Below are 21860 nucleotides of genomic sequence, written 5' to 3' on the forward strand. Positions count from 1 at the left end.
GTCGATCGGTGTCACCGTGCTCTGCGCGGCGCTCGTGATCGGGGCGCTGGTGATGCCGAACACCGTCGTCGAGCTCGGGCCTGCGAAGTTCGTGCGGCTGCCCTCCGAGGGAATCATCGCGGCCGCCGTCGCGCTGGCGCTGCCCCGGCGGCCCCGGATCGTGCTGGCCGCGGTGTTCGGTGTCGTACTCGGCGCGCTGACCCTGGTCAACGCCCTCGACATGGGGTTCAAGCAGTACCTGGGCCGGAGCTTCAACGCCATCCTGGACTGGAGCCTGCTCGGCGACGCGGAGTCGTACCTGGAGGACACGATGGGCCGGACGGCCACCCTCGCCGTCAGCATCGGTGCCGTCGTCCTCGTGCTGCTGGTCTTCGTGCTGCTCGCGCTGGCGACGGTCCGGCTGAGCAATCTGCTCGCCCGGCATCCCGGGCGGGCCACCCGCGGCACGCTGATAGCCGGTGTCGTCTGGATCACCTGCTCCTCCTTCGGCGTCCAGCTCGCCGGCGGTGTGCCGCTCGCCGCCGACAGCACCGCGACCACGCTGGAGGTCAAGGCCCGGCAGGTGAAGGACACCCTGCACGACGAGGCGGAGTTCCGGAAGGTCGCCAAGGTGGACGCCTTCGGGAACACCCCGCCCGACCAGCTGCTGACCAGCCTGCGCGGCAAGGACGTCGTCTTCACGTTCATCGAGAGCTACGGCCGCAGCGCCATCGAGGACCCGATCGAGGCACCCGGCGTCGACAACACCCTCGCCGTCCGGACCGCGGCGCTCGCCAAGGCCGGTTACCACGCGAAGAGCGGCTGGCTGACCTCGGCGACCTACGGCGGCAGCAGCTGGCTCGGCCACTCCACGACGATGTCGGGGCTGTGGGTGAGCAACCAGCAGCGCTACCGCACCGTCATGGCGAGCAACCACCTCAGCATCACCAAGGCGTTCCAGAAGACCGGCGACTTCGACACCGTCGGCGTGATGCCCGGTATCCAGAAGGGCTGGCCCGAGCAGAGCTACTACGGCCTCGACAAGGTCTACAACGCCTTCCAGCTCGGCTACGAGGGACCGAAGTTCAGCTGGTCGACGATGCCCGACCAGTACGCGCTGCAGCAGTTCCAGGACCGGGTGCACAGCAAGAAGCCGGCCGACGGCAAGTCCCGGATGTCGTTCCTGATCCTGACCTCCAGCCACCAGCCGTGGGCGCCGATCCCGAAGATGGTGCCGTGGGACCAGCTGGGCGACGGCTCGATCTTCAACGCCATCCAGAAGGCCGGCAACAAGGCGTCCGACGTCATCGCCGACACCACCAAGTCCCGCCAGGAGTACGGCAAGTCGGTCCAGTACTCGGTGACCGCGCTCACCGAGTGGCTGGAGCGCTACGGCAACGACAACACGGTGCTCGTCTTCCTCGGCGACCACCAGCCGATCGCCCGGGTCAGCGGCAACCACGCCAGCCGTGACGTGCCGATCTCGATCGTCGCCAAGGACCCGAAGGTGCTGGACGCGATCGACTCCTGGAACTGGACCGACGGACTGCGTCCGGCGCACAACGCCCCGGTGTGGAAGATGAGCGCGTTCCGCGACAAGTTCCTGACGGCGTACGGCTCCACCCCGCACCCGAAGACGAACTGAGCGGCCGAGCCGCCCGCGGACACGGCGCCGCGCCTCTTGCGGGGCGCGGCGCTCAGCCCCCGGACGTGTCCAGTTCCGCGTCCTCGCCGATGCCCGCGCAGTCGTACGGGTCCTTCAGCCAGCCGTCCGGCAGCACCACCCGGTTGTTGCCGGACGTCCGGCCGCGGGGGCCGTCGGCGCCGGTGGGCCAGGGCTGGTCGAGGTCCAGTTCGTCCAGGCCGGCGCGGAGGTCGGCCAGCGAGGACGTGATGGCGAGCTTCTTGCGCATCTCGCTTCCGACCGCGAAGCCCTTGAGGTACCAGGCGACGTGCTTGCGGAAGTCGACCACGCCCTTGGACTCGTCGCCGAGCCACTCGCCGAGCAGGGTCGCGTGCCGGACCATGACGTCGGCGACCTCGCGGAGGGACGGCTTCAGGACGTCCTCCGGGCGCCCCTCGAAGGCGGCGACCAGGTCCGCGAAGAGCCACGGCCGGCCCAGGCAGCCGCGGCCGACGACCACTCCGTCGCAGCCCGTCTCCCGGACCATCCTGAGCGCGTCCTGCGCCGACCAGATGTCGCCGTTGCCGAGGACGGGGATCTCCGGGACGTGCTCCTTGAGGCGGGCGATGGCCTCCCAGTCGGCGGTGCCGCCGTAGTGCTGGGCGGCGGTGCGGCCGTGCAGGGCGATGGAGGTGACGCCCTCCTCGACGGCGATCCGGCCCGCGTCGAGGTAGGTGATGTGGTCGTCGTCGATGCCCTTGCGCATCTTCATGGTGACGGGGAGGTCGCCGGCGCCGGAGACCGCCTCGCGGAGGATGGCGCGGAGCAGGTTCCGCTTGTACGGGAGGGCCGATCCGCCGCCCTTCCTCGTCACCTTCGGGACCGGGCAGCCGAAGTTCAGGTCGATGTGGTCGGCCAGTCCCTCCTCCGCGATCATGCGGACGGCCTTGCCCACGGTGGCCGGGTCGACGCCGTACAGCTGGATGGACCGGGGCTTCTCGCTCTCGTCGAAGCGGATCAGCTGCATGGTCTTCTCGTTGCGCTCGACCAGCGCCCGGGTCGTGATCATCTCGCTGACGAACAGCCCCTTGCCCCCGCTGAACTCCCTGCACAGGGTCCGGAAGGGCGCGTTGGTGATTCCCGCCATGGGGGCGAGGACGACCGGCGGCCGGACGGTGTGCGGGCCGACCTGGAGGGGGGACGTGGGCTCGGGCATTCCCCCATTGTCCCGTACGCCGCGCGGTGCTCGTCCGGCCTGTGGACAACGGCCGCTCCCGTCACCCTCCGCGCTGATCATGTATGACTCATTAGTTAGACGCACTATCGAAATGGGCGTACGATGGTCCCCATGCCCGAGCTCAGCCCCCGCCGTCGCATGCTCGTCCTCGCCATCTGCTGTATGAGCCTGCTGATCGTCAGTCTCGACACGACCGCGCTCAACGTCGGCCTGCCGTCCATGCAGCGCGAACTGCACGCCTCGACGGCCGGCCTGCAGTGGACGATCGACGCGTACACCCTCGTCCTGGCCTCGCTGCTGATGCTCGCCGGTTCCACGGGCGACCGGGTCGGCCGCAAGAAGGTCTTCATGACCGGCCTGGTCGTCTTCTCGATCGGCTCCCTGCTCTGCTCCCTCGCGCCGAACCTGGACTCGCTGATCGCGTTCCGCATGGTCCAGGCGGTGGGTGGCTCCATGCTCAACCCGGTCGCCATGTCGATCATCACCAACACCTTCACCGACCCGCGCGAGCGGGCCCGGGCGATCGGCGTGTGGGGTGCGGTGGTCGGCATATCCATGGCCGCCGGACCGCTGGTCGGCGGCCTGCTCGTGGAGTCGGTCGGCTGGCGGGCGATCTTCTGGGTCAACATCCCGGTGGGCCTGGCGGCCGTCCTGCTGACGCTGCGCTTCGTGCCGGAGTCCCGGGCGCCGAAGGCCCGCCGCCCCGACCCGGTCGGCCAGGTGCTGGTCATCGCCCTGTTCGGCTCGCTGACGTACGCGATCATCGAGGCGCCGACGGCGGGCGCGGGCACGGTCCTGCCCTTCGCCGCGGTGGCCCTCGTCGCCCTGGCCGGCCTCCTCTGGTTCGAACCGCGGCGCGAGGAGCCCCTGATCGACCTGCGCTTCTTCCGCTCGGCGCCGTTCAGCGGCGCGACGGTGATCGCGATCAGCGCGTTCGCGTCCCTGGGCGGTTTCCTGTTCCTCTCCACGCTGTACCTGCAGAACGTACGCGGCCTGGACGCCCTGCACGCGGGCCTGTGGATGCTGCCGATGGCGGTCCCGATGTTCCTGTGCGCCCCGCTGGCCGGCCGTCTGGTCGGCAGCCGGGGCCCGCGTCTGCCGCTGGTGATCGCCGGCGTCGCGATGACCGCGAGCGCGGTGCTGTTCGCCGCGTTCGAGGCGGAGACCTCGGACACCACCCTCTTCCTCGGCTACGTCCTGTTCGGCATCGGCTTCGGCTTCGTGAACGCGCCGATCACCAACACGGCGGTCTCCGGCATGCCGAGGTCCCAGGCGGGCGTCGCGGCCGCGGTCGCCTCCACCAGCCGACAGCTGGGCCAGACCCTGGGCGTCGCGGTGATCGGCGCGGTGCTGGCCTCCGGGATCGGTTCGTCGTCGTACGCCGGCAGGTTCGTGGGCGCCGCCCGCCCCGGCTGGTGGATCCTGGCCGGCTGCGGGCTGGCGGTCCTGCTGCTGGGCGCCGTGACGAACGGCAGCTGGGCCCGCGCGACGGCCGACCGCACGGCGGCCCGGCTGGAGTCGCCCGAGGTGCGGCAGGCCGTGGGGGCGGCGGGGCGGGCCTGACTCAGCAGGAGCGGACCGAGCGGCGGTGGCGGGCCAGGACCGCGTGGCGCAGGGCGCCCAGGGCCAGGGACTGGAGCAGCGCCGAGACGACGACGGTGCCGATGAAGAACCAGTTCGGGGTGTCCGTGCGCCAGGCCGTCCTGCCGAGCGCCGAGAGCAGCGGGAAGACCGGGAAGGTGACCAGGGGCGGCCAGAGCCAGGCGTAGTCAGAGCCGTGCTCGTCCGCGTGGACGGAGTCGACGGCGGCCTTGGCGATGACGACGGCGACCAGGACCAGGTAGGCCGCCGAAAGACGGTTGGTCAGCATCAGCCGGACAACGGTGCGGGCCGGGCCGGATTCCATCGTCTTCTCCCCCGTGGCCGGTCGTCGGTTCCTCGTCGTTTCGTCTCCCCTCCCGCATCCTCGGGGAGGACGGCGCCCGGGTCCTGAGTATGCGTACTCAGTTGCGCGAACGAATTGCCGTGAGCCGGTCAGGAGTTCGGGGACACCGCCCGCGCCAGGTCGTACAGCTGTGCCAGGCGTTCCCGCGACTCCTCGTCCGTCGGTACGTACGTGACCATCCGCGCCCCGGTCTCGGGCTTCAGCCACAGGTCCGTGTGGTCCAGGGAGAGGAAGCCCACGTGCTGGTTGACGAACTGCTTGGTCCTGGTGCGGATGCCCACCACCTCATACCGCTCCCAGTTCGCGCGGAACTCCGAGGACTGAGCCGTCAGACGCTTGACCAGCATCTTCCAGGCCGGCTCGCCGAGGTGACCGGCCATGGAGGCGCGGAGTTTCGCGGCCATCAGGCGGCGGGTCTCCTCCAGGTGCACGATGGAGCGCTGCCACTCGGGGTGGGTGTAGACGAGGATCATGCAGTTGCGGTCCTCGGGCGGCACCGCGTCGAGGTCGCACAGCAGGCGGGCGTAGGTGCGGTTGTAGGCGAGGATGTCGTAACGGCTGTTCTGGACGCAGGCCGGGAGGGGCTCCAGGGCGCGGAGCATCTCGTGCATCGCCGGGGTGACGCCGGTGCAGCTCGCGGCCGGGGTCGGGTCGACGGCTCCGGCCAGCTGGAAGAGATGGGCGCGCTCGCTGGCGTCGAGCAGGAGCGTACGGGCGAGGGCGTCCAGGACCTGGACGGAGACCTGGATGTCCCTGGCCTGTTCGAGCCAGGTGTACCAGGTGACGCCGACCGCGGAGAGCTGGGCGACCTCCTCGCGGCGCAGGCCGGGGGTGCGGCGGCGGGTGCCGCGTGGCAGGCCCACCTCCTCCGGGGTGATCCGCTCCCGACGGCTGCGCAGGAACGCGGCCAGCTCCTGCCGCCGGATGCACGCGCTCCGTACCGGCGAAGCCTTCGTCTCACTCGCGGTGCTCGTCATCCCTCCAGCGTGCCGCCCCGCGGATCCTGTTGCCAGGTACTTCTGCTACCAGGATGAAGAGACTCTGGTACCAGTCTGAGTGACGGCGCAGGCTCGGTGCATGACCGAAACCGTCACCACCGCGACCGTACGGTCCCCGTCCGCGCCACCGGCGCTCGGCGGCCCCGGGCTGTTCACCGTCCTGCTGGCCGCCGCACTTCCTCTCATCGACTTCTTCATCGTCAACGTCGCCCTGCCCACCATCGGCGCCGACCTGCACGCGGGCGAGGCGGTCCTGGAACTCGTCGTCGCCGGGTACGGCGTCGCCTACGCCGTGCTGCTGGTGCTCGGCGGGCGGCTCGGCGACCTGTTCGGGCGCCGCCGGCTCTTCCTCGGCGGCATGGCCGCGTTCGGACTGACCTCGCTGGCCTGCGGACTCGCGCCCAGCGCCTGGACGCTGGTGGCCGCCCGGGTCGCCCAGGGCGCCGCGTCCGCCGCGATGCTCCCGCAGGTCCTCGCCACCATCCAGGCCGCCACCAGCGGCGGCCGCCGGGCCCGGGCCATGAGCCTGTACGGCGCCACCGCCGGCCTCTCCATGGTGGCCGGGCAGATCCTCGGCGGGGTGCTGGTCGCCGCCGACATCGCGGGGACGGGATGGCGGTCCGTGTTCCTGGTCAACGTGCCGGTCGTGCTCGTCGGACTGGTGCTCGGGGCGCGGTTCGTGCCGGAGACGCGGTCGCAGCGGCCGGAGCCGGTCGACGGACCCGGGACCGTGCTGCTCGCCGTCTCCCTGCTCGCCCTCCTCGCCCCGCTCACCGAGGGCCGGGCGGCGGGCTGGCCGCTGTGGACCTGGCTGTCGCTGGCCGCGTTCCCGGGCGTGGCCGTCGCCTTCTACGCCGTGGAGCGCCGGGCCGACCGCGCGGGCCGTACGCCGCTGGTCCCGCCGAGCCTGTTCGAACTCGCCTCGCTGCGCCGGGGGCTGGTGCTGATGCTGCCGTTCTCGATCGGGTTCAGCGGGTTCATGTTCGTGATCGCCGTGGCCCTGCAGAGCGGGGAGCACCTCGGTCCGGTCCCGGCCGGGATGGCGCTCGCCCCGATGGCGGTCGTCTTCCTGTTCGTCTCGCTGGCCGGGCCGCGGCTGATCGCCCGGTACGGCAGCCGGGTGGTGACCGCCGGGTCCGTGATCCAGGCGGTCGGGCTGGTCCTCATCGTGCTCGCCGCCCGGCGGGACTGGCCGCACCTGAACTTCGCCGGGCTGCTGCCCGGGGTCGCGGTCGCCGGTGCCGGCCAGGCCCTGCAACTGCCCAACGTGCTGCGCCTCGTGATGTCGGAGATACCGCCGTCGCGGGCCGGGGTGGGCAGCGGCGTGATGGTCACCACCCAGCAGTCGGCGCTCGCCCTCGGCGTGGCCACCCTGGGCACCCTGTTCCTCTCCCTGGTCCCGCACCAGGGCATGCGGGACGCCCTGGTCACCACCCTCCTGGTGCAGCTGGCCCTGGTGGTCCTGACCGGCCTCCTCAGCCTGCGCCTGCCCCGCACGGTGAACTGACGGTCCCGTGAAGCGCCCCGTAGGGACGCTGGGGTTCCCCCGGCCGAAGGCCGGGGGAGGAACTGCGCGACCGGCCACGACGGCGCCGCAGTCGCCAGACGGCATGTCGCGGCACCACCAGCGGCGCACTCAGCCGGCGCTGCCGCCCAGCTCGAACCACACGATCTTGCCCGTGCCCAGCCGGGTGGTACCCCACCTCCGCGCCAGCCGGTGCACCAGGTACAGCCCGCGGCCGTGCTCGTCGGTGGCCTTGGCCTGCCGCAGCCTCGGCAGCTGCGGCACGTCGTCGCCGACCTCGCAGCGCAGCACGTCCGTGCGCAGCAGCCGCAGGCTGATCGGGCGGGAGGCGTGCCGTACGGCGTTGGTGACGATCTCGCTGACCAGCAGCTCCGCGGTGTCCGTGAGGTCCTCCAGGCCCCAGCCGGCCAGGGCCTGCCGGGTCAGCCGGCGGGCCCGGCCGGGGGCGCCGACCTCCGGCTCCAGGGTCCAGTACGCCACGTCGCTCGGCGCGATGCCGTCGAAGCGGGCGGCGAGCAGCGCGATGTCGTCGTCCCGGTCGCCCGGGCCGAGCATGTCGAGCACCTCGTCGCACAGGGCTTCGAGCGGCGGCGGCCGGTCGGGCCCGGTCAGCTGGGCGGTGGCGGCGAGCTTCTCGCGCAGCTGCTCGATGCCGGTCCACACGTCGCGCAGCCGGGACTCGACCAGGCCGTCGGTGTAGAGGAGCAGGGTGGCCCCGGTGGGGGCGTCCAGCTCGACCGCCTCGAAGTCGATGCCGCCGACGCCGATCGGGGCGCCCGGCGGCACCGTGAGGACCTCCGTCTTGCCGCCCGGGTGCAGCAGGATGGGCGGCGGGTGGCCGGCGTTGGCGACGGTCATGCGGTGCGAGACGGGGTCGTAGACGACGTAGAGGCAGGTGGCCATGCGGTCGGTGCCGAGCCGCTGGGCCTGCTCGTCGAGGTGGTGCAGGACCTCCTGCGGGGGCAGGTCGAGGCCGGCCAGGGTCAGCGCGGTGGTGCGCAGCTGGCCCATGACGGCGGCCGAGGTCATGGAGTGGCCCATGACGTCGCCGACGACCAGCGCCACCCGGCTGCCGGGCAGCGGGATCGCGTCGTACCAGTCGCCGCCGACCCGCGCGGTCTCGGCGGCGGGCAGGTAGCGGGAGGCGAGCCGGACGCCGGTGGGCCGGGGCAGCGTCTGCGGGAGCATGGCGCGCTGCAGCCGGTCGGCGATGAAGGCCTCCCTGCTGTACAGGACGGCCTTGTCGACGCCGAGCGCGGTGTGGGTGGCCAGTTGGGCGGCGACCAGCAGGTCGGCGGGCTCGAACGCCGGGCGCTCGGGACGGCGCAGGAAGACGACGGCGCCGGTGACCCGCCGGCGGCCGCGCAGCGGGGCGAGGATCGCGTGCGAGCCGACCCAGTCGTTCAACGCGCTGTCCGTGCCGACGAGTTCGCCCAGTGCGGCGCGGTTCGGCGGGGTGTCGGCGAAGACCGGCCGGACTCCGCGCAGCACCTCGGCGAGGGCGCCGCCGGGCACCACCTCGCTCCAGTCGGAGGCGTCCAGGTCGTCCTGCTCGTCGTCCACCGTCTCCACGGGCCAGACCAGCTCGGCGCCGGGGCCCTTGAGCCGGTCGGTGCGACGCAGCCGCAGCACGGCCGGGCCGTTGGGGCGTTCGTCACCGACCGGGAGCGGGTCGCGCAGGTAGACGAGGGCCGCGTCGGAGTACGTCGGTACGGCGGCCCGGCACAGGCCGAGCACGATCTCGTCGGTGTCGAAGCCGCGGGCGATCCGCCGGGTGGCGGCGCCGACGTAGCGCAGGCGGTCCTCGTCCGGGGCCTTGGGCGCGGCGGGCGGCGCGGCGGCGAGGGCGTCCTCGCGCACGCCGAGCGCGGTCTGCGCCGACAGCGCGTCGGCCAGGGCGATGTCGTCGTCCACGAAGTCCTCCCGGTCCGGGCGCCGCAGGAACACCGCCACGCCCACGACGGCGTCGGGGGCGCGCAGCGGGGCGAGCAGGACCCGGTTCCCCAGCGGGAGCCGCGGTGCCGTCCCCAGGAGTTCGCGCAGGGCCTCGTCCACGTCGTCCGGGCCGCGTCCGCGTGCCCGGCCGCAGCGCAGCAGCGCGGCCAGCGCGCCGTCGGGCGCCACCGGTCTCGACGGTGGCGGCGATCCGCCCATGGCGCCGCCGAGTTCGGCGGACGCCCCGTCCAACTCCAGGCGCTCCGGCTCCGATCCGTCCGCCGGGTGGTCGCCGAGGTAGACGAACATCCCGTCCGCCAGGTCCGGGACCGTCACCCGGTACAGCTCACGGACGGCCTGGGCCGCGCCCTCGGCGCGCGCGATCCGGCGGCCGGCAACGGCCAGGAAACGTTGAGGATCCGGCAGCATCGCCTCTCCGTGCCGGTGGCCGCTTCACAAGGTCGCTTTCATCTTGAGCCAGGGTCAATTCCCTGTCCAGGGTTTCCGCCGGTAGACCAAGTCCGGCTCTTGATCCGGAGGTTGGGCCGGGGACGTTCCGGAAGGCACCCCCGGTCCGCCCTGACCTCCTCCTCGGCGCGCGCGACCGGGCCTCGTCCGCCGTGTGAACTCCGGGGGCATCCTCGACAAAACCCGGTGAAGAAATCCCCGTTGATGTTGGTCTTGCTGCACACTCCTTGCCGTCGGCCCGCCGTCGACACGTGCCGGACAGCAGACCGGGCACAGACTCCGGAGGCGTCAATGTCGCAGATCGACGAGAGCAAGGTCAGCCGCTGGGACCAGCACGGCCGGGAACACGTGGTCCGGGTGCAGCGCACGGGTGTGCAGCGCACGATCAAATGCGACACCTGCGGCTGGCGGAAGGGCGCCCAGTTCCTGCCCTGGCTGAAGGCGGAGGAGCATCTGGCCGAGGCCCACCAGGCCACCGTGGACCCCGCGGGCACCCAGCCCTCGCGATGACTTTCCGCGGGCGTGGGAGTCGTACCACCCGACACCGCGCCCACCGGAAGGACGACCGATGACCGTCTCCCCGCTGCACGCCACCCTGCGCCGCCACGTCGAGGCCGGGACCGTCCCCGGGAGCCGTGGGCCTCGTGGCCCGCGGCGACGACGTCGAGGTGGTCGCCGTCGGGCACACCGACGTCGAGGGGTCCGCCCCGATGGCCCGGGACTCGGTCTTCCGCATCGCGTCGGTCACCAAGCCGGTCACCGCCGCCGCGCTGCTGATGCTGGTGGACGAGGGCCGGATCGGACTCGGCGACCCGGTGGCCGACTGGCTCCCGGAGCTGGCGAAGCCGATGGTGGTCCGTACGCCCACGGGTCCCGTCGACGACGTGGTGCCGGCGGTCCGCCAGGTCACCGTCGAGGACCTGCTCAGCTTCCGCGCCGGCTGGGGTCTGCCCGCCGACTTCTCCCTGCCCGCCGCGCAGGCCTTGTTCGCGGTGCAGGACCACGGCCGCCCCTTCCGGGACTGGCCGGACCCGGACACCTGGCTGGGCCTGCTCGCCCAGGTGCCGATGCTGCACCAGCCGGGCGAGGCCTGGCTGTACGGCACCTCGTCCGCCCTCCAGGGCATCCTGGTCGCCCGGGTGTCCGGCAGCGCCTTCCCCGACTTCCTGGCGGAGCGGATCTTCGAGCCGCTGGGCATGCGGGACACGGCGTTCGAGGTGCCCGCGCCGAAACGGCACCGCTTCACCTCCGCCTACGCCCCCGCCGCGGACGGCACCCTGCGCCTGACGGACACCCCGGACGGCGCGTACAGCAGCCTGCCGCGCTTCCCCTCGGGCGGCGGCGGCCTCGTCTCCACGGCCGACGACTGGCTGGCGTTCGGCCGGCTGCTGCTGAACGCCGGTGCCGCCCCGGACGGCCGCCGTCTGCTGACCGCCACGTCGGTGAGCCGGATGACCACCAACCACCTGACGGCGGCCCAGCGCGAGAGCGCCACGCTCTTCCTGGAGGGCCAGGGCTGGGGGTACGGCGGCTCGGTCGACGTCGCCCCCACGGACCCCTGGTCGGTGCCCGGCCGCTACGGCTGGGTCGGCGGCACCGGCACCACCGCGCACGTCGTCCCGGCCACCGGCACGGTCACGGTCCTGTTGACACAGACGGCCATGACGGGCCCGACGCCGAACGCGCTGATGCGGGACTTCTGGCGGGTCGCCGCCTAGCTCGCGCGTTACGCCGTTCGGGTGAGCTTCCGGGGAGGAATCACAAGGTCAGGGCACCCGTTACCACCTGCGGTCTTTACCGAATGCGAAGGCGGTGCGCACCGCTTCCCGGGGCCGCCCGGGTCGCCGCCCGGGACGACCCGGCCAAGCCTTGAGAGGTCCCCCCGTCCCTCGACAGGAGTACTTCCATGCACACCAAGCGCCAGATCTCCCGGGCCCTCGCCGCCGGTGCGCTCTCCGTGGCCCTGCTGTCGGCCGGTTCCGCCGGGGCTTTCGGCACCGCGGCCAAACCGGCCCCGTCGCCCACCATGAGTGGCATGCCGAAGCCGAAGCCCAGCCCGACCACCATGGCCTCGATCTCGATCAAGGCGAGCACGGCCTCGGTCAAGGCCGGTGACTCGGTGACCTTCACCGGCCGCACCTCCGGCCTGAAGGTCGGCTGGCCGCTGGTGCTCCAGCACCAGAAGGGCGGCAAGTGGATCCCGCTCAAGGCGACCGCGAAGGTCAGGAACGGCAGCTCCTACTCGCTGACCGGGAAGCTCAACAACCCGGGCACCGAGCACCTGCGGGTCTCGGCGGTCGGCAAGAAGGTCTACTCCCCGACCGTGACGGTCAACGTGGGCTGAGACCCCGCAGCAGCAGCTCCACCAGCGCCCCGAAGTCCGCCTCGGCCTCCGGCCGCACCCACTCCCGCGCGTAGCCCGGGTCGTGGAAGCGGCCGGTGGCCTGGAAGACGGTCCGGGCCGCGGCGGCGGGGTCGGGCACGGTGAAGACACCGGACCCGGCCCCGTCCGCGATGATCGCGGTCAGCTGTCCGGTCAGGTCGGCGATGTGCTCGGTGACCGCCGGGCCGTTCTCGTCGACCAGCACCATGTAGGTGGCGAACAGCTCCGGATCGGCGCCCGCCTTGCGGCGCTTCGCCTCGAACAGGGCCCGCAGCCAGTCCCGCAGCCGGGTCTGAGGGTCCCGGTCGCCGGCCGCGATGCCGGACAGCTGCTCCGAGGTGCGGTCCAGCCAGCGCTTCGTCACCGCTTCGCGCAGCGCCGCCTTGGTGCGGAAGTGCCGGTAGACACTGCCGTGGCTGACGCCGAGCGCACGGGCCACGTCCACCACGGTGGCCTTGGCCGGGCCGTGCCGGCGCAGCACCTCCTCGGTCGCCTCGAGGATGCGTTCGGCGGTCAGGGCCGGGGTCGGGGTCGGGGACGTCGCTGCCATGGCCTAGACGGTACCTGGCGCCGCGGTCAGTGCTCGGTGCCGAGATGGCTCATCTGCGCGGCCGGGTAGCGGGTGCCCGCCGCCGCGTCCGCCGGTACGGCCTCTTCGATCGCCGCCAGGTCGGCCGCGTCCAGGGTGACGTCCAGCGCGCCCAGCGACTCGGCGAGCCGCTCGCGGGTGCGGGCGCCGACGAGCGGCACGATGTCGTCGCCGCGGGAGAGCACCCAGGCGATGGCGATCTGCGCGACCGTCACGCCCTTCTCGTCGGCGACCTTGCGCAGCGCCTCGACGAGGTCGAGGTTGTGCTGGAGGTTGTCGCCCTGGAAGCGCGGCGAGAAGGCCCGGAAGTCGCCCGCGCCGAACTGCCGGTCACGGGTGAAGTGGCCGGAGATCAGGCCCCGGGAGAGCACGCCGTACGCGGTGATGCCGATGCCCAGCTCACGGGTGGTCGGCAGGATCTCCCGCTCGATGTCGCGGGTGATGATCGCGTACTCGATCTGGAGGTCGGAGATGGGCGCGGTGGCGGCGGCCCGCCGGATGTCGACGGCGCCCGCCTCGCTGAGGCCGATGTGCCGGACGTGCCCCTTCTCGACCAGTTCGGCGATGGCGCCGACCGTCTCCTCGATCGGCACGTCCGGGTCGACGCGGGCGATCCGGTAGACGTCGATGTGGTCGACGCCGAGGCGCTGGAGGGAGTAGGCGGCGAAGTTCTTCACGGCGGCCGGGCGGCCGTCGTAGGCGTTCCAGCCGCCGTCCGGGTCGCGCAGGGCGCCGAACTTGACGCTGGTCAGCGCCTTTTCGCGGAGTTCGGCGGGGGCGGTGCGCAGGGCCTCGCCGATCAGCATCTCGTTGTGGCCCATGGCGTAGAAGTCGCCGGTGTCGAGCAGGGTCACGCCGGCGTCGAGGGCGGCGTGGATGGTGGCGATCGACTCGGTTCGGTCGGCCTCGCCGTACAGCGCGGACATGCCCATGCAGCCGAGGCCGAGGGCGGAGACCCGGGGGCCGGTGGACCCGAGGGAGCGGGTGTGCGTCGTCATGACTCCACCTTGGCATGACAGCTGACAGATTTCAATATCTGTCATTCCATACCCGCCACACTCCCGTTCGGATTGGTCCAGACCTATTGACGGAAGGGCTGGTCCGCGAGCACTGTCATGTCTACGACATTCGCGCGCCGCGCCCCGACCCCACCGGGAGGCCCCGCATGATCCGCCGCACCTTCGCCCTGCTCGCCGCCGCGCTCGCGACGGCGGCGCTCACCCAGCTCCCCGCCGCCGCCCCCGCAGCGGCGGCCGACACCTGCGCGGTCAAGTCCCGTCCCGCGGGCAAGGTGCTGCAGGGTTACTGGGAGAACTGGGACGGCTCCGCCAACGGCGTCCACCCGCCCTTCGGCTGGACCCCGATCACCGACTCCCGGATCGCCGCGCACGGCTACAACGTCGTCAACGCGGCCTTCCCCGTGATCCGTTCCGACGGAACCGCGCTCTGGGAGGACGGCATGGACACGGGCGTGAAGGTGGCCACGCCCGCGGAGATGTGCGCGGCCAAGGCGTCCGGCCAGACGATCCTGCTGTCGATCGGCGGCGCGGCGGCGGGCATCGACCTCAGCTCGGCCGGCGTGGCCGACAGGTTCGTCTCGACGATCGTCCCCATCCTGCAGAAGTACAACTTCGACGGCATCGACATCGACATCGAGACGGGCCTGGTGGGCAGCGGCTCGATCACCCAACTGTCCACGTCCCAGGCCAACCTGGTCCGCATCATCGACGGCATCCTCGCCCGGATGCCGTCCAACTTCGGCCTCACGATGGCCCCGGAGACGGCGTACGTCACCGGAGGCAGCATCACCTACGGCTCGATCTGGGGCGCCTACCTGCCGATCATCAAGAAGTACGCCGACAACGGCCGCCTGTGGTGGCTCAACATGCAGTACTACAACGGCAGCATGTACGGCTGCTCGGGCGACTCGTACGCGGCCGGCACGGTCGCCGGCTTCACCGCGCAGACCGACTGCCTCAACAAGGGGCTGGTCGTGCAGGGTACGACGGTCAAGGTGCCCTACGACAAACAGGTCCCGGGCCTGCCCGCACAGTCCGGCGCGGGCGGCGGCTACCTGTCCCCGTCCCTGGTCTCCCAGGCCTGGAACCACTACGGCACGTCCCTCAAGGGCCTGATGACCTGGTCGATCAACTGGGACGGCTCGAAGAACTGGACGTTCGGCGACAACGTCAAGTCACTGCAACACCGCTGACCGCACGGGACCGGCCGGTGGACCCCCACAGGCCGGTGGGGGCCGGTCGCGCAGTTCCCCGCGCCCCTGAGGTCGGCCACCTCCCCGGCACTCACAACAACCGCCGCCACACCGCTGACCGCACGGGACCGGCCGGTGGACCCCCCAGGCCGGTGGGGACCGATCGCGCAGTTCCCCGCGCTCCCCGGCGCTCATGGCGCACCGCCGCGCCGCCCCGACCCATAACGCCCACCCTCCAGCCGACCGAGTCGGGTGGGAGGGTGGGCGAGGAAGGCGGAAGGGTCGCGGACCTAGCAGCCCAGCAGGCGGCCCGCGAGGTAACCCTCGATCTGGTCCAGGGACACCCGCTCCTGCTTCATAGAGTCACGCTCGCGGACCGTGACCGCGTTGTCCTCGAGCGTGTCGAAGTCGACGGTCACGCAGTACGGCGTACCGATCTCGTCCTGGCGGCGGTAGCGGCGCCCGATCGCACCGGCGTCGTCGAACTCGATGTTCCAGTGGCCGCGCAGCGCCTGGGCGAGGCCCTTGGCCTTCGGGGACAGCTCGGGGTTACGGGACAGCGGCAGGACCGCGACCTTGACCGGGGCCAGCCGGTGGTCCAGGCGGAGCACCGTCCGCTTCTCCAGCTTGCCCTTGGCGTTCGGCGCCTCGTCCTCGACGTACGCGTCCAGGAGGAAGGCCAGCATGGCGCGGCCGACGCCCGCCGCCGGCTCGATGACGTACGGCGTCCAGCGCTCCTGGGCCTCCTGGTCGAAGTAGGAGAGGTCCTGGCCGGAGGCCTTGGAGTGGGCGTTCAGGTCGTAGTCGGTGCGGTTGGCGACACCCTCCAGCTCGCCCCACTCGTTGCCGCCGAACTGGAAGCGGTACTCGATGTCAGCGGTGCGCTTGGAGTAGTGGGAGAGCTTCTCCTTCGGGTGCTCGTACCACCGCATGTTCTCCTCGCGCAGGCCCAGGCCGGTGTACCAGTTCCAGCGCTGCTCCATCCAGTACTCCTGCCACTTCTCGTCCTCGCCCGGCTTGACGAAGAACTCCATCTCCATCTGCTCGAACTCGCGGGTGCGGAAGATGAAGTTGCCGGGCGTGATCTCGTTGCGGAAGGACTTGCCCATCTGCGCGATGCCGAACGGCGGCTTGCGGCGCGAGGCGACCTGCACCTGGGCGAAGTTGGTGAAGATGCCCTGCGCGGTCTCGGGGCGGAGGTAGGCGACGGAGCCGCTGTCCTGGGTCGGGCCAAGGTGGGTGGAGAGCAGACCCGAGAACTGCTTGGGCTCGGTGAACTGGCCCTTGTTGCCGCAGTTCGGGCAGTTCACGTCCGCCAGGCCGTTCTCCGGGAGGCGGCCGTGCTTGGCCTCGTAGTGCTCCTCCAGGTGGTCCGCGCGGAACCGCTTGTGGCACGCGGTGCACTCGGTCAGCGGGTCCGTGAAGGTGGCGACGTGACCGGAGGCCACCCAGACCTCGGGGGCCAGGATGACGGACGAGTCGAGACCGACCACGTCCTCGCGCGACGTCACCATGTAGCGCCACCACTGGCGCTTCAGGTTCTCCTTGAGCTCGACACCCAGCGGTCCGTAGTCCCAGGCGGCCTTCTGGCCGCCGTAGATCTCACTGCACGGGAATACGAAGCCACGGCGCTTGCTCAGGCTGACGATGGTGTCGATCTTGTCGGCGGCCACGGTGCTCTCTTCATTACGACGACGGGCGACGAAGCAAAGACGCTTCAGAGCGAATGCTTCAGGGTACCGGCGGGGCCTCCCCCTCAACCAAATCGGTTCCCCTCACCAGGCTTGTTGACAACGGTTTCCATGTTTGTTGAAAATGACTCTCATGAACGTACGACGCCGCCTCATACCCGCGGCCGCCGCGACCACCGTCACCGCACTCGGCATAGCGACCCTCACTGCCTGCGGCGGCGACGCCACGGCGGCCCAGACCGGGAAGTTCGACGTCGTCGCGTCGTTCTATCCGATGGCCTTCCTCGCCGACCGGATCGGCGGCAGCCACGTCCACGTCACCAGTCTCACCCAGCCCGGCCAGGAGCCGCACGACCTGGAGATCAGCCCCAAGCAGATCATCGGGATCGAGAAGTCCGACGCGGTCCTCTACCTGAAGAACCTCCAGCCCTCCGTCGACGACGCGGTCGCCCAGTCGTCGGTCGGGACGAAGATCGACGCGGCCTCCCTGACCACGCTGGAGAAGCACGGCAACGAGGTCGGCGGGCACGCGGCCTCGCACGACACCTCGAAGAACGAGGAGCTGTCCGGCCTCGACCCGCACATCTGGCTCGACCCGGTGCGCTACGCCCAGGTCGCCGAGGGCGTCGGCAAGGCCTTCGAGAAGGCCGACCCGGACCACGCGGCCGACTACCGGAAGAACACCGCGGCCCTGGTGAAGAAGCTGGACGACCTGAACACGCAGTTCAAGAACGGCCTCGCGCACACGAGGTCCAAGGTCTTCATCACCACCCACGCGGCCTTCGGCTACCTCGCCGAGCGCTACGGCCTGACCGAGGAGGCCATCAACGGCCTCGACCCCGAGTCGGAGCCGAGCGCGGCCCGCGTCCGGGACCTGGAGACCATGGCCAAGGCCGACGGCGTCACCACCGTGTTCTACGAGACGCTCGTCAGCGACAAGACCGCGAAGACCATCGCCGCCGACGCCGGACTGAAAACGGACGTCCTCGACCCGATCGAGGGCATCACCGCCAAGTCCCGCGGAAGGGACTACTTCGCGGTCCAGGAAGCCAACCTCAAGGCGCTCCAGCAGGCACTGGGCGCCGAGTGACACGCCACGGGACAGGAGACGACGAGATGAGCGGCGAGCCCGTCATATCCCTGCGCGGTGTGACCGCCGAGCTGGGCTCGCGCCCCGTCCTGCGCGGCATCGACCTCACCGTGCACCGCGGTGAGGTCGTCGCGCTGCTCGGCGCGAACGGCTCCGGCAAGTCGACCGCGATCCGCACGATCATCGGCCAGGTGCCGGCGAGCGGCGGCGAGATCGCCCTGTTCGGCACCCCCCGCCGTGCCTTCCGGGACTGGTCGCGGGTCGGCTACGTCCCGCAGCGCACCACCGCGGCGGGCGGCGTCCCGGCGACGGTCACCGAGGTCGTCTCCGCCGGCCGCCTCTCCCGCACCCGCTTCGGCCTCTTCCGCAGGGCCGACCACGCGGCCGTACGGCACGCCCTGGATCTCGTCGGCATGGCGGACCGGGCCAAGGACAACGTGGAGGCGCTCTCCGGCGGCCAGCACCAGCGGGTGCTGATCGCCCGCGCGCTGGTCACCGAGCCCGAGCTGCTGATCATGGACGAGCCGATGGCGGGCGTCGACCTGGCCAGCCAGGAGATCCTCGCGGGGACCCTCCGCGAGCAGGTCGCGCAGGGCACCACGGTCCTCCTCGTCCTGCATGAACTGGGTCCGCTGGAGCCGCTGATCGACCGCGCGGTCGTCCTCCGCGACGGCTGCGTCCTGCACGACGGCCCGCCCCCGCGGGCCCTCGGCCAGCACGCGCTGCCCGGCCACGACCACGTCCACCCCCACGACGAGCACACGCCACTGCGCACGGGACTGCTGAGCTGATGGACTTCCTGAACTACGCCTTCATGCAGCGGGCCCTGCTCGCCGCCGTCCTGGTCGGCATCACCGCCCCCGCCGTCGGCATCTACCTGGTCCAGCGCCGCCAGGCCCTGATGGGCGACGGCATCGGCCACGTCGCGATGACCGGCGTCGGCCTCGGCTTCCTGCTCTCGACCTCCCCCGTCTGGATGGCGACCGCGGTCTCGGTGCTGGGCGCGATCGTGATGGAGCTGATCCGCTGGTACGGCCGCACCCGCGGCGACATCGCCCTCGCGATGCTCTTCTACGGCGGGATGGCCGGCGGGGTGATGCTGATCAACCTCGCGCCGGGAGGCTCCAACGCCAACCTGATGTCGTACCTCTTCGGCTCGCTGTCGACGGTGTCGGAGTCGGACGTGACCGCGATCTGCCTGCTGGCGGCCTTCGTCCTCCTGGTCACCCTCGGCCTGCGCCGACAGCTGTTCGCGGTGAGCCAGGACGAGGAGTTCGCGCGGGTGACGGGCCTGCCGGTGCGGGCGCTCAACCTGCTCACCGCGATCACGGCGGCGGTGACCGTGACGGTCGCGATGCGCGTGGTGGGCCTGCTGCTGGTCTCCGCGCTCATGGTCGTCCCGGTGGCCGCGGCCCAGCAGCTGAGCCGCAGCTTCGCCGCCACGTTCGCGATCGCCGTCGCGATCGGTGTGACGGTGACGATCGGGGGCACGATCACGTCGTACTACCAGTACGTCCCGCCGGGCGCGACGATCGTCCTGCTGACCATCGCCGCCTTCATCGTGCTGAGCGTGCTGGCCGCGCCGCTGGCCAGGCGACGCGCCCGCGCGGCCGCCGCGCGACGGCCCGCCGGCGACCCGGCGGAGTGCGCGATTCCGGCCACCAGGGGGGCCGCGGACGAGGCCGGCGTCTGACCGTCCTCAGCCCGGGCTGGCACAATGGCCCGGCAGAAGCAGTGATGTGAGGAGGCAACCGGTGACGACCGCTGGACCGCCCGTGAAGGGCCGCTCGACCCGTCAGCGGGCAGCCGTGGCGGCGTGCCTGGACGAGGTCGAGGAGTTCCGCAGCGCGCAGGAACTGCACGACATGCTCAAGCACAAGGGCGACTCGGTCGGCCTCACCACGGTCTACCGCACGCTCCAGAACCTCGCCGACGCCGGCGAGGTCGACGTCCTGCGCACGTCCGACGGCGAGTCGGTGTACCGCCGCTGCTCCACCGGGGAACACCACCACCACCTGGTCTGCCGCGTGTGCGGCAAGGCGGTCGAGGTCGAGGGCCCGGCGGTGGAGAAGTGGGCCGAGGCCATCGCCGCCGAGCACGGGTACGTCAACGTCGCCCACACCGTCGAGATCTTCGGGACGTGCGCGGACTGCGCCGGAGCCGCGGCGCAGGGCTGCTGAGCTACGCGCGCGTGAGCTGCCGGTCGAGGATCGCGCGCAGCCGGTCGGCGTCGGCGGGGTCCGGAAGGGCGCGCTTGGGCAGCACTGTGAAGCACGAGGCGTTCTTGTCGTCGCTGTAGGTGATGAAGGCGTGCTTCGTCTCCCGATAACGGGGCTGCGCCGCCCAGTTGACAGACGTCGTGCTGTTGTCGGTGACCATCGTCAGCCCGGCGTCGGCGACGGTCGCGCGGAACCTGCCGTTGCGGGCGGCGACCCGGAGGCAGGCGTGGGCCTGGAACCAGGGCGCGAAGAACAGCAGGGCCGCACCCAAGGGCGTCCAGACCAGCAGGAACCAGTTGGGCTTCTCGCTCCCCGCCGCCGTGAGCCAGGCGTTCAGCACGAACGCGAACACCATGGCACCGGTGGCCCAGTGCCGCCTCCACCTCTGCCGCCGGAACCGCTCGCGTTCCCGCAGCGCCCCCAGGAAATCTTCCACGACCGGCTGGTAAGCCAGCTCCACCACGCCCGGTCCGGCGTCCCGCCCCATGTCCATGGCCATGGGGCGGATCGTAGCGACGCGGGTCAGCTACGGTCGAAGCACTTCTCCAGCTCGTTCAGGTCGTAGAACCTGCTGCCCTTGGAAATGGGCTTGCAGCCCGCCTTGAAGGCGATCTCCTTCTCGTTGTAGAGCATCCGCACCAGGTAGTCGTCGCCCTTCTTGAAGACGTCCCACTGGATGTTGGAGGCCAGGGGGGCGACCTCGGCGCCGCGCCACGGGTTGTCGGCGTAGGTGTAGTCGGCGCCCGGAGTGGCGGCCTCCTCGCTGCCGGGCAGCCGCATCAGCGCGGCCAGCGGAATGATCTCCTCGGCGTGGGTGAAGCGGAGCTCCGCGCCCAGCGTGCTGGTGCCGTCCCGCTTGGCCTCGACCTGCTTGAAGAGGTCGTCGAGGAGGGGCTGGGCCATCTTGTAGGTGATGTCGCTGTCGGAGAAGCTCGGGCCCTTCTCGTAGAAGTCCTCGGCGTCGCCGAGGTAGCCGAACCAGGCCGCGTCGCGCGGGGCGATGTAGCGGTCGAAGTCCCAGCCCTTGCCGTCCGGACTCTCCTCGCTCATGGCGGGCGCGATGGCGTAGAGGTTGTAGACCGCGGTGGCGGCGGTGATGTCGTCGGCGGTGGAGGCGAACTCGCCGTCGACGATGCGCTGGACGAACGCCGGCTTGAAGATCCTGCCGAGGACCCGGGCGGCCGCCCGGTGCGTGGCCGGCTGGTCGGTGATCGACTTCAGGGTCGAGGCGAGGCGCTCGTCGCTCGCCAGCCACTTCTGGTAGTCGGCGCCGCCGGAGGACTTGTGGAAGTAGAGGAGGTTCTTGTCGACGCGGGCGGCGCCGAGGGAGGACTTCAGCGCCGGGTCGGCGTCGGTGAGGGCGGTGGAGAAGACCGTACCGCTGTCGACCGCGCGGCCCTGGCCGGAGCTGACGACGTCGATCTTCTCGCCGTTCTCGGCGATCGAGGAGAAGAGGGACGGCAGGCGCTTCTCCAGGCGGACGGCGGTGGCGCGGAGTTCGTCCTTGCCGCGGCCGCTGAGATTGCCGTACCCGACCGCGCTCATGGCCGCTTCGAGCGCCTGGACGTCCGGGCCGAACTTCTTGCCCCGCGCGGTGAGCTGGCCGTCGGCCTCGGCCTGGTTCCAGAGCGCGAGGACGATGTCGCCGTCCTCGCCGTCCGTCGCGGAGCGGGAGCCGTGCCGGGAGACGTTCTCGGTGAAGACGGCGGTGTAGCCGGCCGGCGGCTGCTGGTAGCTGCGCGGGCTCTGGCCAGGGGCGTAGACGGCCTTGGTGCCGTAGCTGTCGCGGTGGGTGAGCCCGGTGTCCGCGGCGTGCGCGGGCAGCGCGGTCAGGAGCAGGGCGCCGAGGGAGAGGACGGGGATGACGCGCTTCATGAGGACCGTTCCAGAGGCGGGAGACCGGGGGGTGGCCGACGATGGATCTTCCCCGCATCCTCGACGGCCCTCATGAACCAGGGATGACCG

General features: G+C 71.4%; 19 protein-coding genes and 1 pseudogene. 11 read left to right on the top strand and 9 right to left on the bottom strand.

Annotated features, from left to right (window positions below; all coding sequences use genetic code 11):
* Window positions 1-52: 52 nt before the first annotated feature.
* Window positions 53-1624, top strand: a complete 1572-nt coding sequence (locus tag ACZ4UV_RS04625) for a sulfatase-like hydrolase/transferase (protein WP_451019603.1) — start codon at window positions 53-55, stop codon at window positions 1622-1624.
* 52 nt (window positions 1625-1676) lie between these two features.
* Here the strand turns inward: ACZ4UV_RS04625 and dusB are convergent, their stop codons facing one another.
* Window positions 1677-2819, bottom strand: a complete 1143-nt coding sequence (dusB, locus tag ACZ4UV_RS04630; RefSeq protein ID WP_451019598.1) for a tRNA dihydrouridine synthase DusB — start codon at window positions 2817-2819, stop codon at window positions 1677-1679.
* 132 nt (window positions 2820-2951) lie between these two features.
* Here dusB and ACZ4UV_RS04635 point away from each other — a divergent pair, with 132 nt between their 5' ends.
* On the top strand, window positions 2952-4403 hold the full coding sequence (locus ACZ4UV_RS04635) for an MFS transporter (RefSeq protein ID WP_351495146.1): 1452 nt from the start codon (window positions 2952-2954) through the stop codon (window positions 4401-4403).
* Window position 4404: 1 nt separating this feature from the next.
* Here ACZ4UV_RS04635 and ACZ4UV_RS04640 read toward each other — a convergent pair whose 3' ends face one another.
* The gene (locus tag ACZ4UV_RS04640) at window positions 4405-4746 is read right to left on the bottom strand and encodes an SCO4225 family membrane protein (RefSeq protein WP_351495147.1); all 342 of its coding nucleotides are present in this window, start codon (window positions 4744-4746) and stop codon (window positions 4405-4407) included.
* A gap of 128 nt (window positions 4747-4874) precedes the next feature.
* Window positions 4875-5762, bottom strand: coding sequence for a helix-turn-helix transcriptional regulator (locus tag ACZ4UV_RS04645; protein WP_451019597.1), 888 nt, complete (start codon window positions 5760-5762; stop codon window positions 4875-4877).
* A 100-nt stretch (window positions 5763-5862) separates the two neighbouring features.
* Here ACZ4UV_RS04645 and ACZ4UV_RS04650 point away from each other — a divergent pair, with 100 nt between their 5' ends.
* Complete coding sequence (locus tag ACZ4UV_RS04650; protein WP_467835803.1) at window positions 5863-7290, top strand: MFS transporter; 1428 nt, start codon at window positions 5863-5865, stop codon at window positions 7288-7290.
* A 129-nt stretch (window positions 7291-7419) separates the two neighbouring features.
* On the opposite strand, the gene ACZ4UV_RS04655 is transcribed toward ACZ4UV_RS04650, so the two are convergent.
* Window positions 7420-9672 (bottom strand): SpoIIE family protein phosphatase, encoded by a 2253-nt coding sequence (locus tag ACZ4UV_RS04655; protein ID WP_467835805.1) that lies wholly within the window; start codon window positions 9670-9672, stop codon window positions 7420-7422.
* 330 nt (window positions 9673-10002) lie between these two features.
* Here ACZ4UV_RS04655 and ACZ4UV_RS04660 point away from each other — a divergent pair, with 330 nt between their 5' ends.
* The 3 genes and pseudogenes from ACZ4UV_RS04660 to ACZ4UV_RS04670 all read left to right on the top strand — a co-directional run bounded on the left by ACZ4UV_RS04660 (window position 10003) and on the right by ACZ4UV_RS04670 (window position 12055).
* Window positions 10003-10221: a hypothetical protein gene (locus ACZ4UV_RS04660; RefSeq protein WP_390040274.1), complete on the top strand. Its 219-nt coding sequence runs from the start codon at window positions 10003-10005 to the stop codon at window positions 10219-10221.
* A gap of 58 nt (window positions 10222-10279) precedes the next feature.
* Window positions 10280-11429: pseudogene (locus ACZ4UV_RS04665) on the top strand (serine hydrolase domain-containing protein).
* 188 nt (window positions 11430-11617) lie between these two features.
* On the top strand, window positions 11618-12055 hold the full coding sequence (locus ACZ4UV_RS04670) for a hypothetical protein (protein WP_451019593.1): 438 nt from the start codon (window positions 11618-11620) through the stop codon (window positions 12053-12055).
* Here ACZ4UV_RS04670 and ACZ4UV_RS04675 read toward each other — a convergent pair.
* Entirely contained in the window at window positions 12042-12644 is a 603-nt protein-coding gene (locus ACZ4UV_RS04675) for a TetR/AcrR family transcriptional regulator (RefSeq protein ID WP_467835807.1), read from the bottom strand. The genes ACZ4UV_RS04670 and ACZ4UV_RS04675 overlap by 14 nt on opposite strands.
* Before the next feature lie 26 nt (window positions 12645-12670).
* The gene (locus ACZ4UV_RS04680) at window positions 12671-13681 is read right to left on the bottom strand and encodes an aldo/keto reductase (protein ID WP_390040266.1); all 1011 of its coding nucleotides are present in this window, start codon (window positions 13679-13681) and stop codon (window positions 12671-12673) included.
* 167 nt (window positions 13682-13848) lie between these two features.
* Here ACZ4UV_RS04680 and ACZ4UV_RS04685 point away from each other — a divergent pair, with 167 nt between their 5' ends.
* A complete protein-coding gene (locus ACZ4UV_RS04685) occupies window positions 13849-14895 on the top strand; it encodes a chitinase (RefSeq protein ID WP_467835809.1) in 1047 nt (348 codons plus the stop codon).
* Window positions 14896-15185: 290 nt separating this feature from the next.
* On the opposite strand, the gene ACZ4UV_RS04690 is transcribed toward ACZ4UV_RS04685, so the two are convergent.
* The gene (locus ACZ4UV_RS04690) at window positions 15186-16568 is read right to left on the bottom strand and encodes a glycine--tRNA ligase (RefSeq protein ID WP_351490488.1); all 1383 of its coding nucleotides are present in this window, start codon (window positions 16566-16568) and stop codon (window positions 15186-15188) included.
* Window positions 16569-16719: 151 nt separating this feature from the next.
* On the opposite strand from ACZ4UV_RS04690, the gene ACZ4UV_RS04695 reads away from it, so the two are divergent.
* The 4 genes from ACZ4UV_RS04695 (at window position 16720) to ACZ4UV_RS04710 (ending at window position 19856) form a co-directional block, all read left to right on the top strand.
* Window positions 16720-17676: a metal ABC transporter substrate-binding protein gene (locus tag ACZ4UV_RS04695; protein ID WP_451020862.1), complete on the top strand. Its 957-nt coding sequence runs from the start codon at window positions 16720-16722 to the stop codon at window positions 17674-17676.
* A gap of 26 nt (window positions 17677-17702) precedes the next feature.
* Window positions 17703-18467, top strand: coding sequence for a metal ABC transporter ATP-binding protein (locus ACZ4UV_RS04700; RefSeq protein WP_451020863.1), 765 nt, complete (start codon window positions 17703-17705; stop codon window positions 18465-18467).
* Entirely contained in the window at window positions 18467-19369 is a 903-nt protein-coding gene (locus ACZ4UV_RS04705) for a metal ABC transporter permease (RefSeq protein ID WP_390040258.1), read from the top strand. The genes ACZ4UV_RS04700 and ACZ4UV_RS04705 overlap by 1 nt, the downstream gene beginning before the upstream one ends.
* Before the next feature lie 61 nt (window positions 19370-19430).
* Window positions 19431-19856 (top strand): Fur family transcriptional regulator, encoded by a 426-nt coding sequence (locus ACZ4UV_RS04710; RefSeq protein ID WP_390040256.1) that lies wholly within the window; start codon window positions 19431-19433, stop codon window positions 19854-19856.
* Between the two features lies 1 nt (window position 19857).
* Here ACZ4UV_RS04710 and ACZ4UV_RS04715 read toward each other — a convergent pair whose 3' ends face one another.
* Window positions 19858-20394, bottom strand: a complete 537-nt coding sequence (locus tag ACZ4UV_RS04715; RefSeq protein WP_390040254.1) for a YcxB family protein — start codon at window positions 20392-20394, stop codon at window positions 19858-19860.
* Between the two features lie 23 nt (window positions 20395-20417).
* On the bottom strand, window positions 20418-21770 hold the full coding sequence (locus tag ACZ4UV_RS04720; RefSeq protein WP_467835812.1) for a histidine-type phosphatase: 1353 nt from the start codon (window positions 21768-21770) through the stop codon (window positions 20418-20420).
* Between the last annotated feature and the right edge of the window lie 90 nt (window positions 21771-21860).

This window comes from Streptomyces sp. NPDC028289 (assembly GCF_055565975.1).

Excerpts from the sequence above, each read along its gene's own strand:
- ACZ4UV_RS04625 (WP_451019603.1), top strand. The coding sequence starts at position 53 with ATGCCGAACACCGTCGTCGAGCTCGGGCCTGCGAAGTTCGTGCGGCTG.
- ACZ4UV_RS04670 (WP_451019593.1), top strand. The coding sequence starts at position 11,618 with ATGCACACCAAGCGCCAGATCTCCCGGGCCCTCGCCGCCGGTGCGCTC.
- ACZ4UV_RS04720 (WP_467835812.1), bottom strand. The coding sequence starts at position 21,770 with ATGAAGCGCGTCATCCCCGTCCTCTCCCTCGGCGCCCTGCTCCTGACC.
- ACZ4UV_RS04635 (WP_351495146.1), top strand. The coding sequence starts at position 2,952 with ATGCCCGAGCTCAGCCCCCGCCGTCGCATGCTCGTCCTCGCCATCTGC.
- ACZ4UV_RS04680 (WP_390040266.1), bottom strand. The coding sequence starts at position 13,681 with ATGACGACGCACACCCGCTCCCTCGGGTCCACCGGCCCCCGGGTCTCC.
- ACZ4UV_RS04695 (WP_451020862.1), top strand. The coding sequence starts at position 16,720 with ATGAACGTACGACGCCGCCTCATACCCGCGGCCGCCGCGACCACCGTC.
- ACZ4UV_RS04715 (WP_390040254.1), bottom strand. The coding sequence starts at position 20,394 with ATGGCCATGGACATGGGGCGGGACGCCGGACCGGGCGTGGTGGAGCTG.
- ACZ4UV_RS04640 (WP_351495147.1), bottom strand. The coding sequence starts at position 4,746 with ATGGAATCCGGCCCGGCCCGCACCGTTGTCCGGCTGATGCTGACCAAC.
- ACZ4UV_RS04685 (WP_467835809.1), top strand. The coding sequence starts at position 13,849 with ATGATCCGCCGCACCTTCGCCCTGCTCGCCGCCGCGCTCGCGACGGCG.
- ACZ4UV_RS04705 (WP_390040258.1), top strand. The coding sequence starts at position 18,467 with ATGGACTTCCTGAACTACGCCTTCATGCAGCGGGCCCTGCTCGCCGCC.
- ACZ4UV_RS04650 (WP_467835803.1), top strand. The coding sequence starts at position 5,863 with ATGACCGAAACCGTCACCACCGCGACCGTACGGTCCCCGTCCGCGCCA.
- ACZ4UV_RS04660 (WP_390040274.1), top strand. The coding sequence starts at position 10,003 with ATGTCGCAGATCGACGAGAGCAAGGTCAGCCGCTGGGACCAGCACGGC.
- ACZ4UV_RS04675 (WP_467835807.1), bottom strand. The coding sequence starts at position 12,644 with ATGGCAGCGACGTCCCCGACCCCGACCCCGGCCCTGACCGCCGAACGC.
- dusB (WP_451019598.1), bottom strand. The coding sequence starts at position 2,819 with ATGCCCGAGCCCACGTCCCCCCTCCAGGTCGGCCCGCACACCGTCCGG.
- ACZ4UV_RS04700 (WP_451020863.1), top strand. The coding sequence starts at position 17,703 with ATGAGCGGCGAGCCCGTCATATCCCTGCGCGGTGTGACCGCCGAGCTG.
- ACZ4UV_RS04655 (WP_467835805.1), bottom strand. The coding sequence starts at position 9,672 with ATGCTGCCGGATCCTCAACGTTTCCTGGCCGTTGCCGGCCGCCGGATC.
- ACZ4UV_RS04645 (WP_451019597.1), bottom strand. The coding sequence starts at position 5,762 with ATGACGAGCACCGCGAGTGAGACGAAGGCTTCGCCGGTACGGAGCGCG.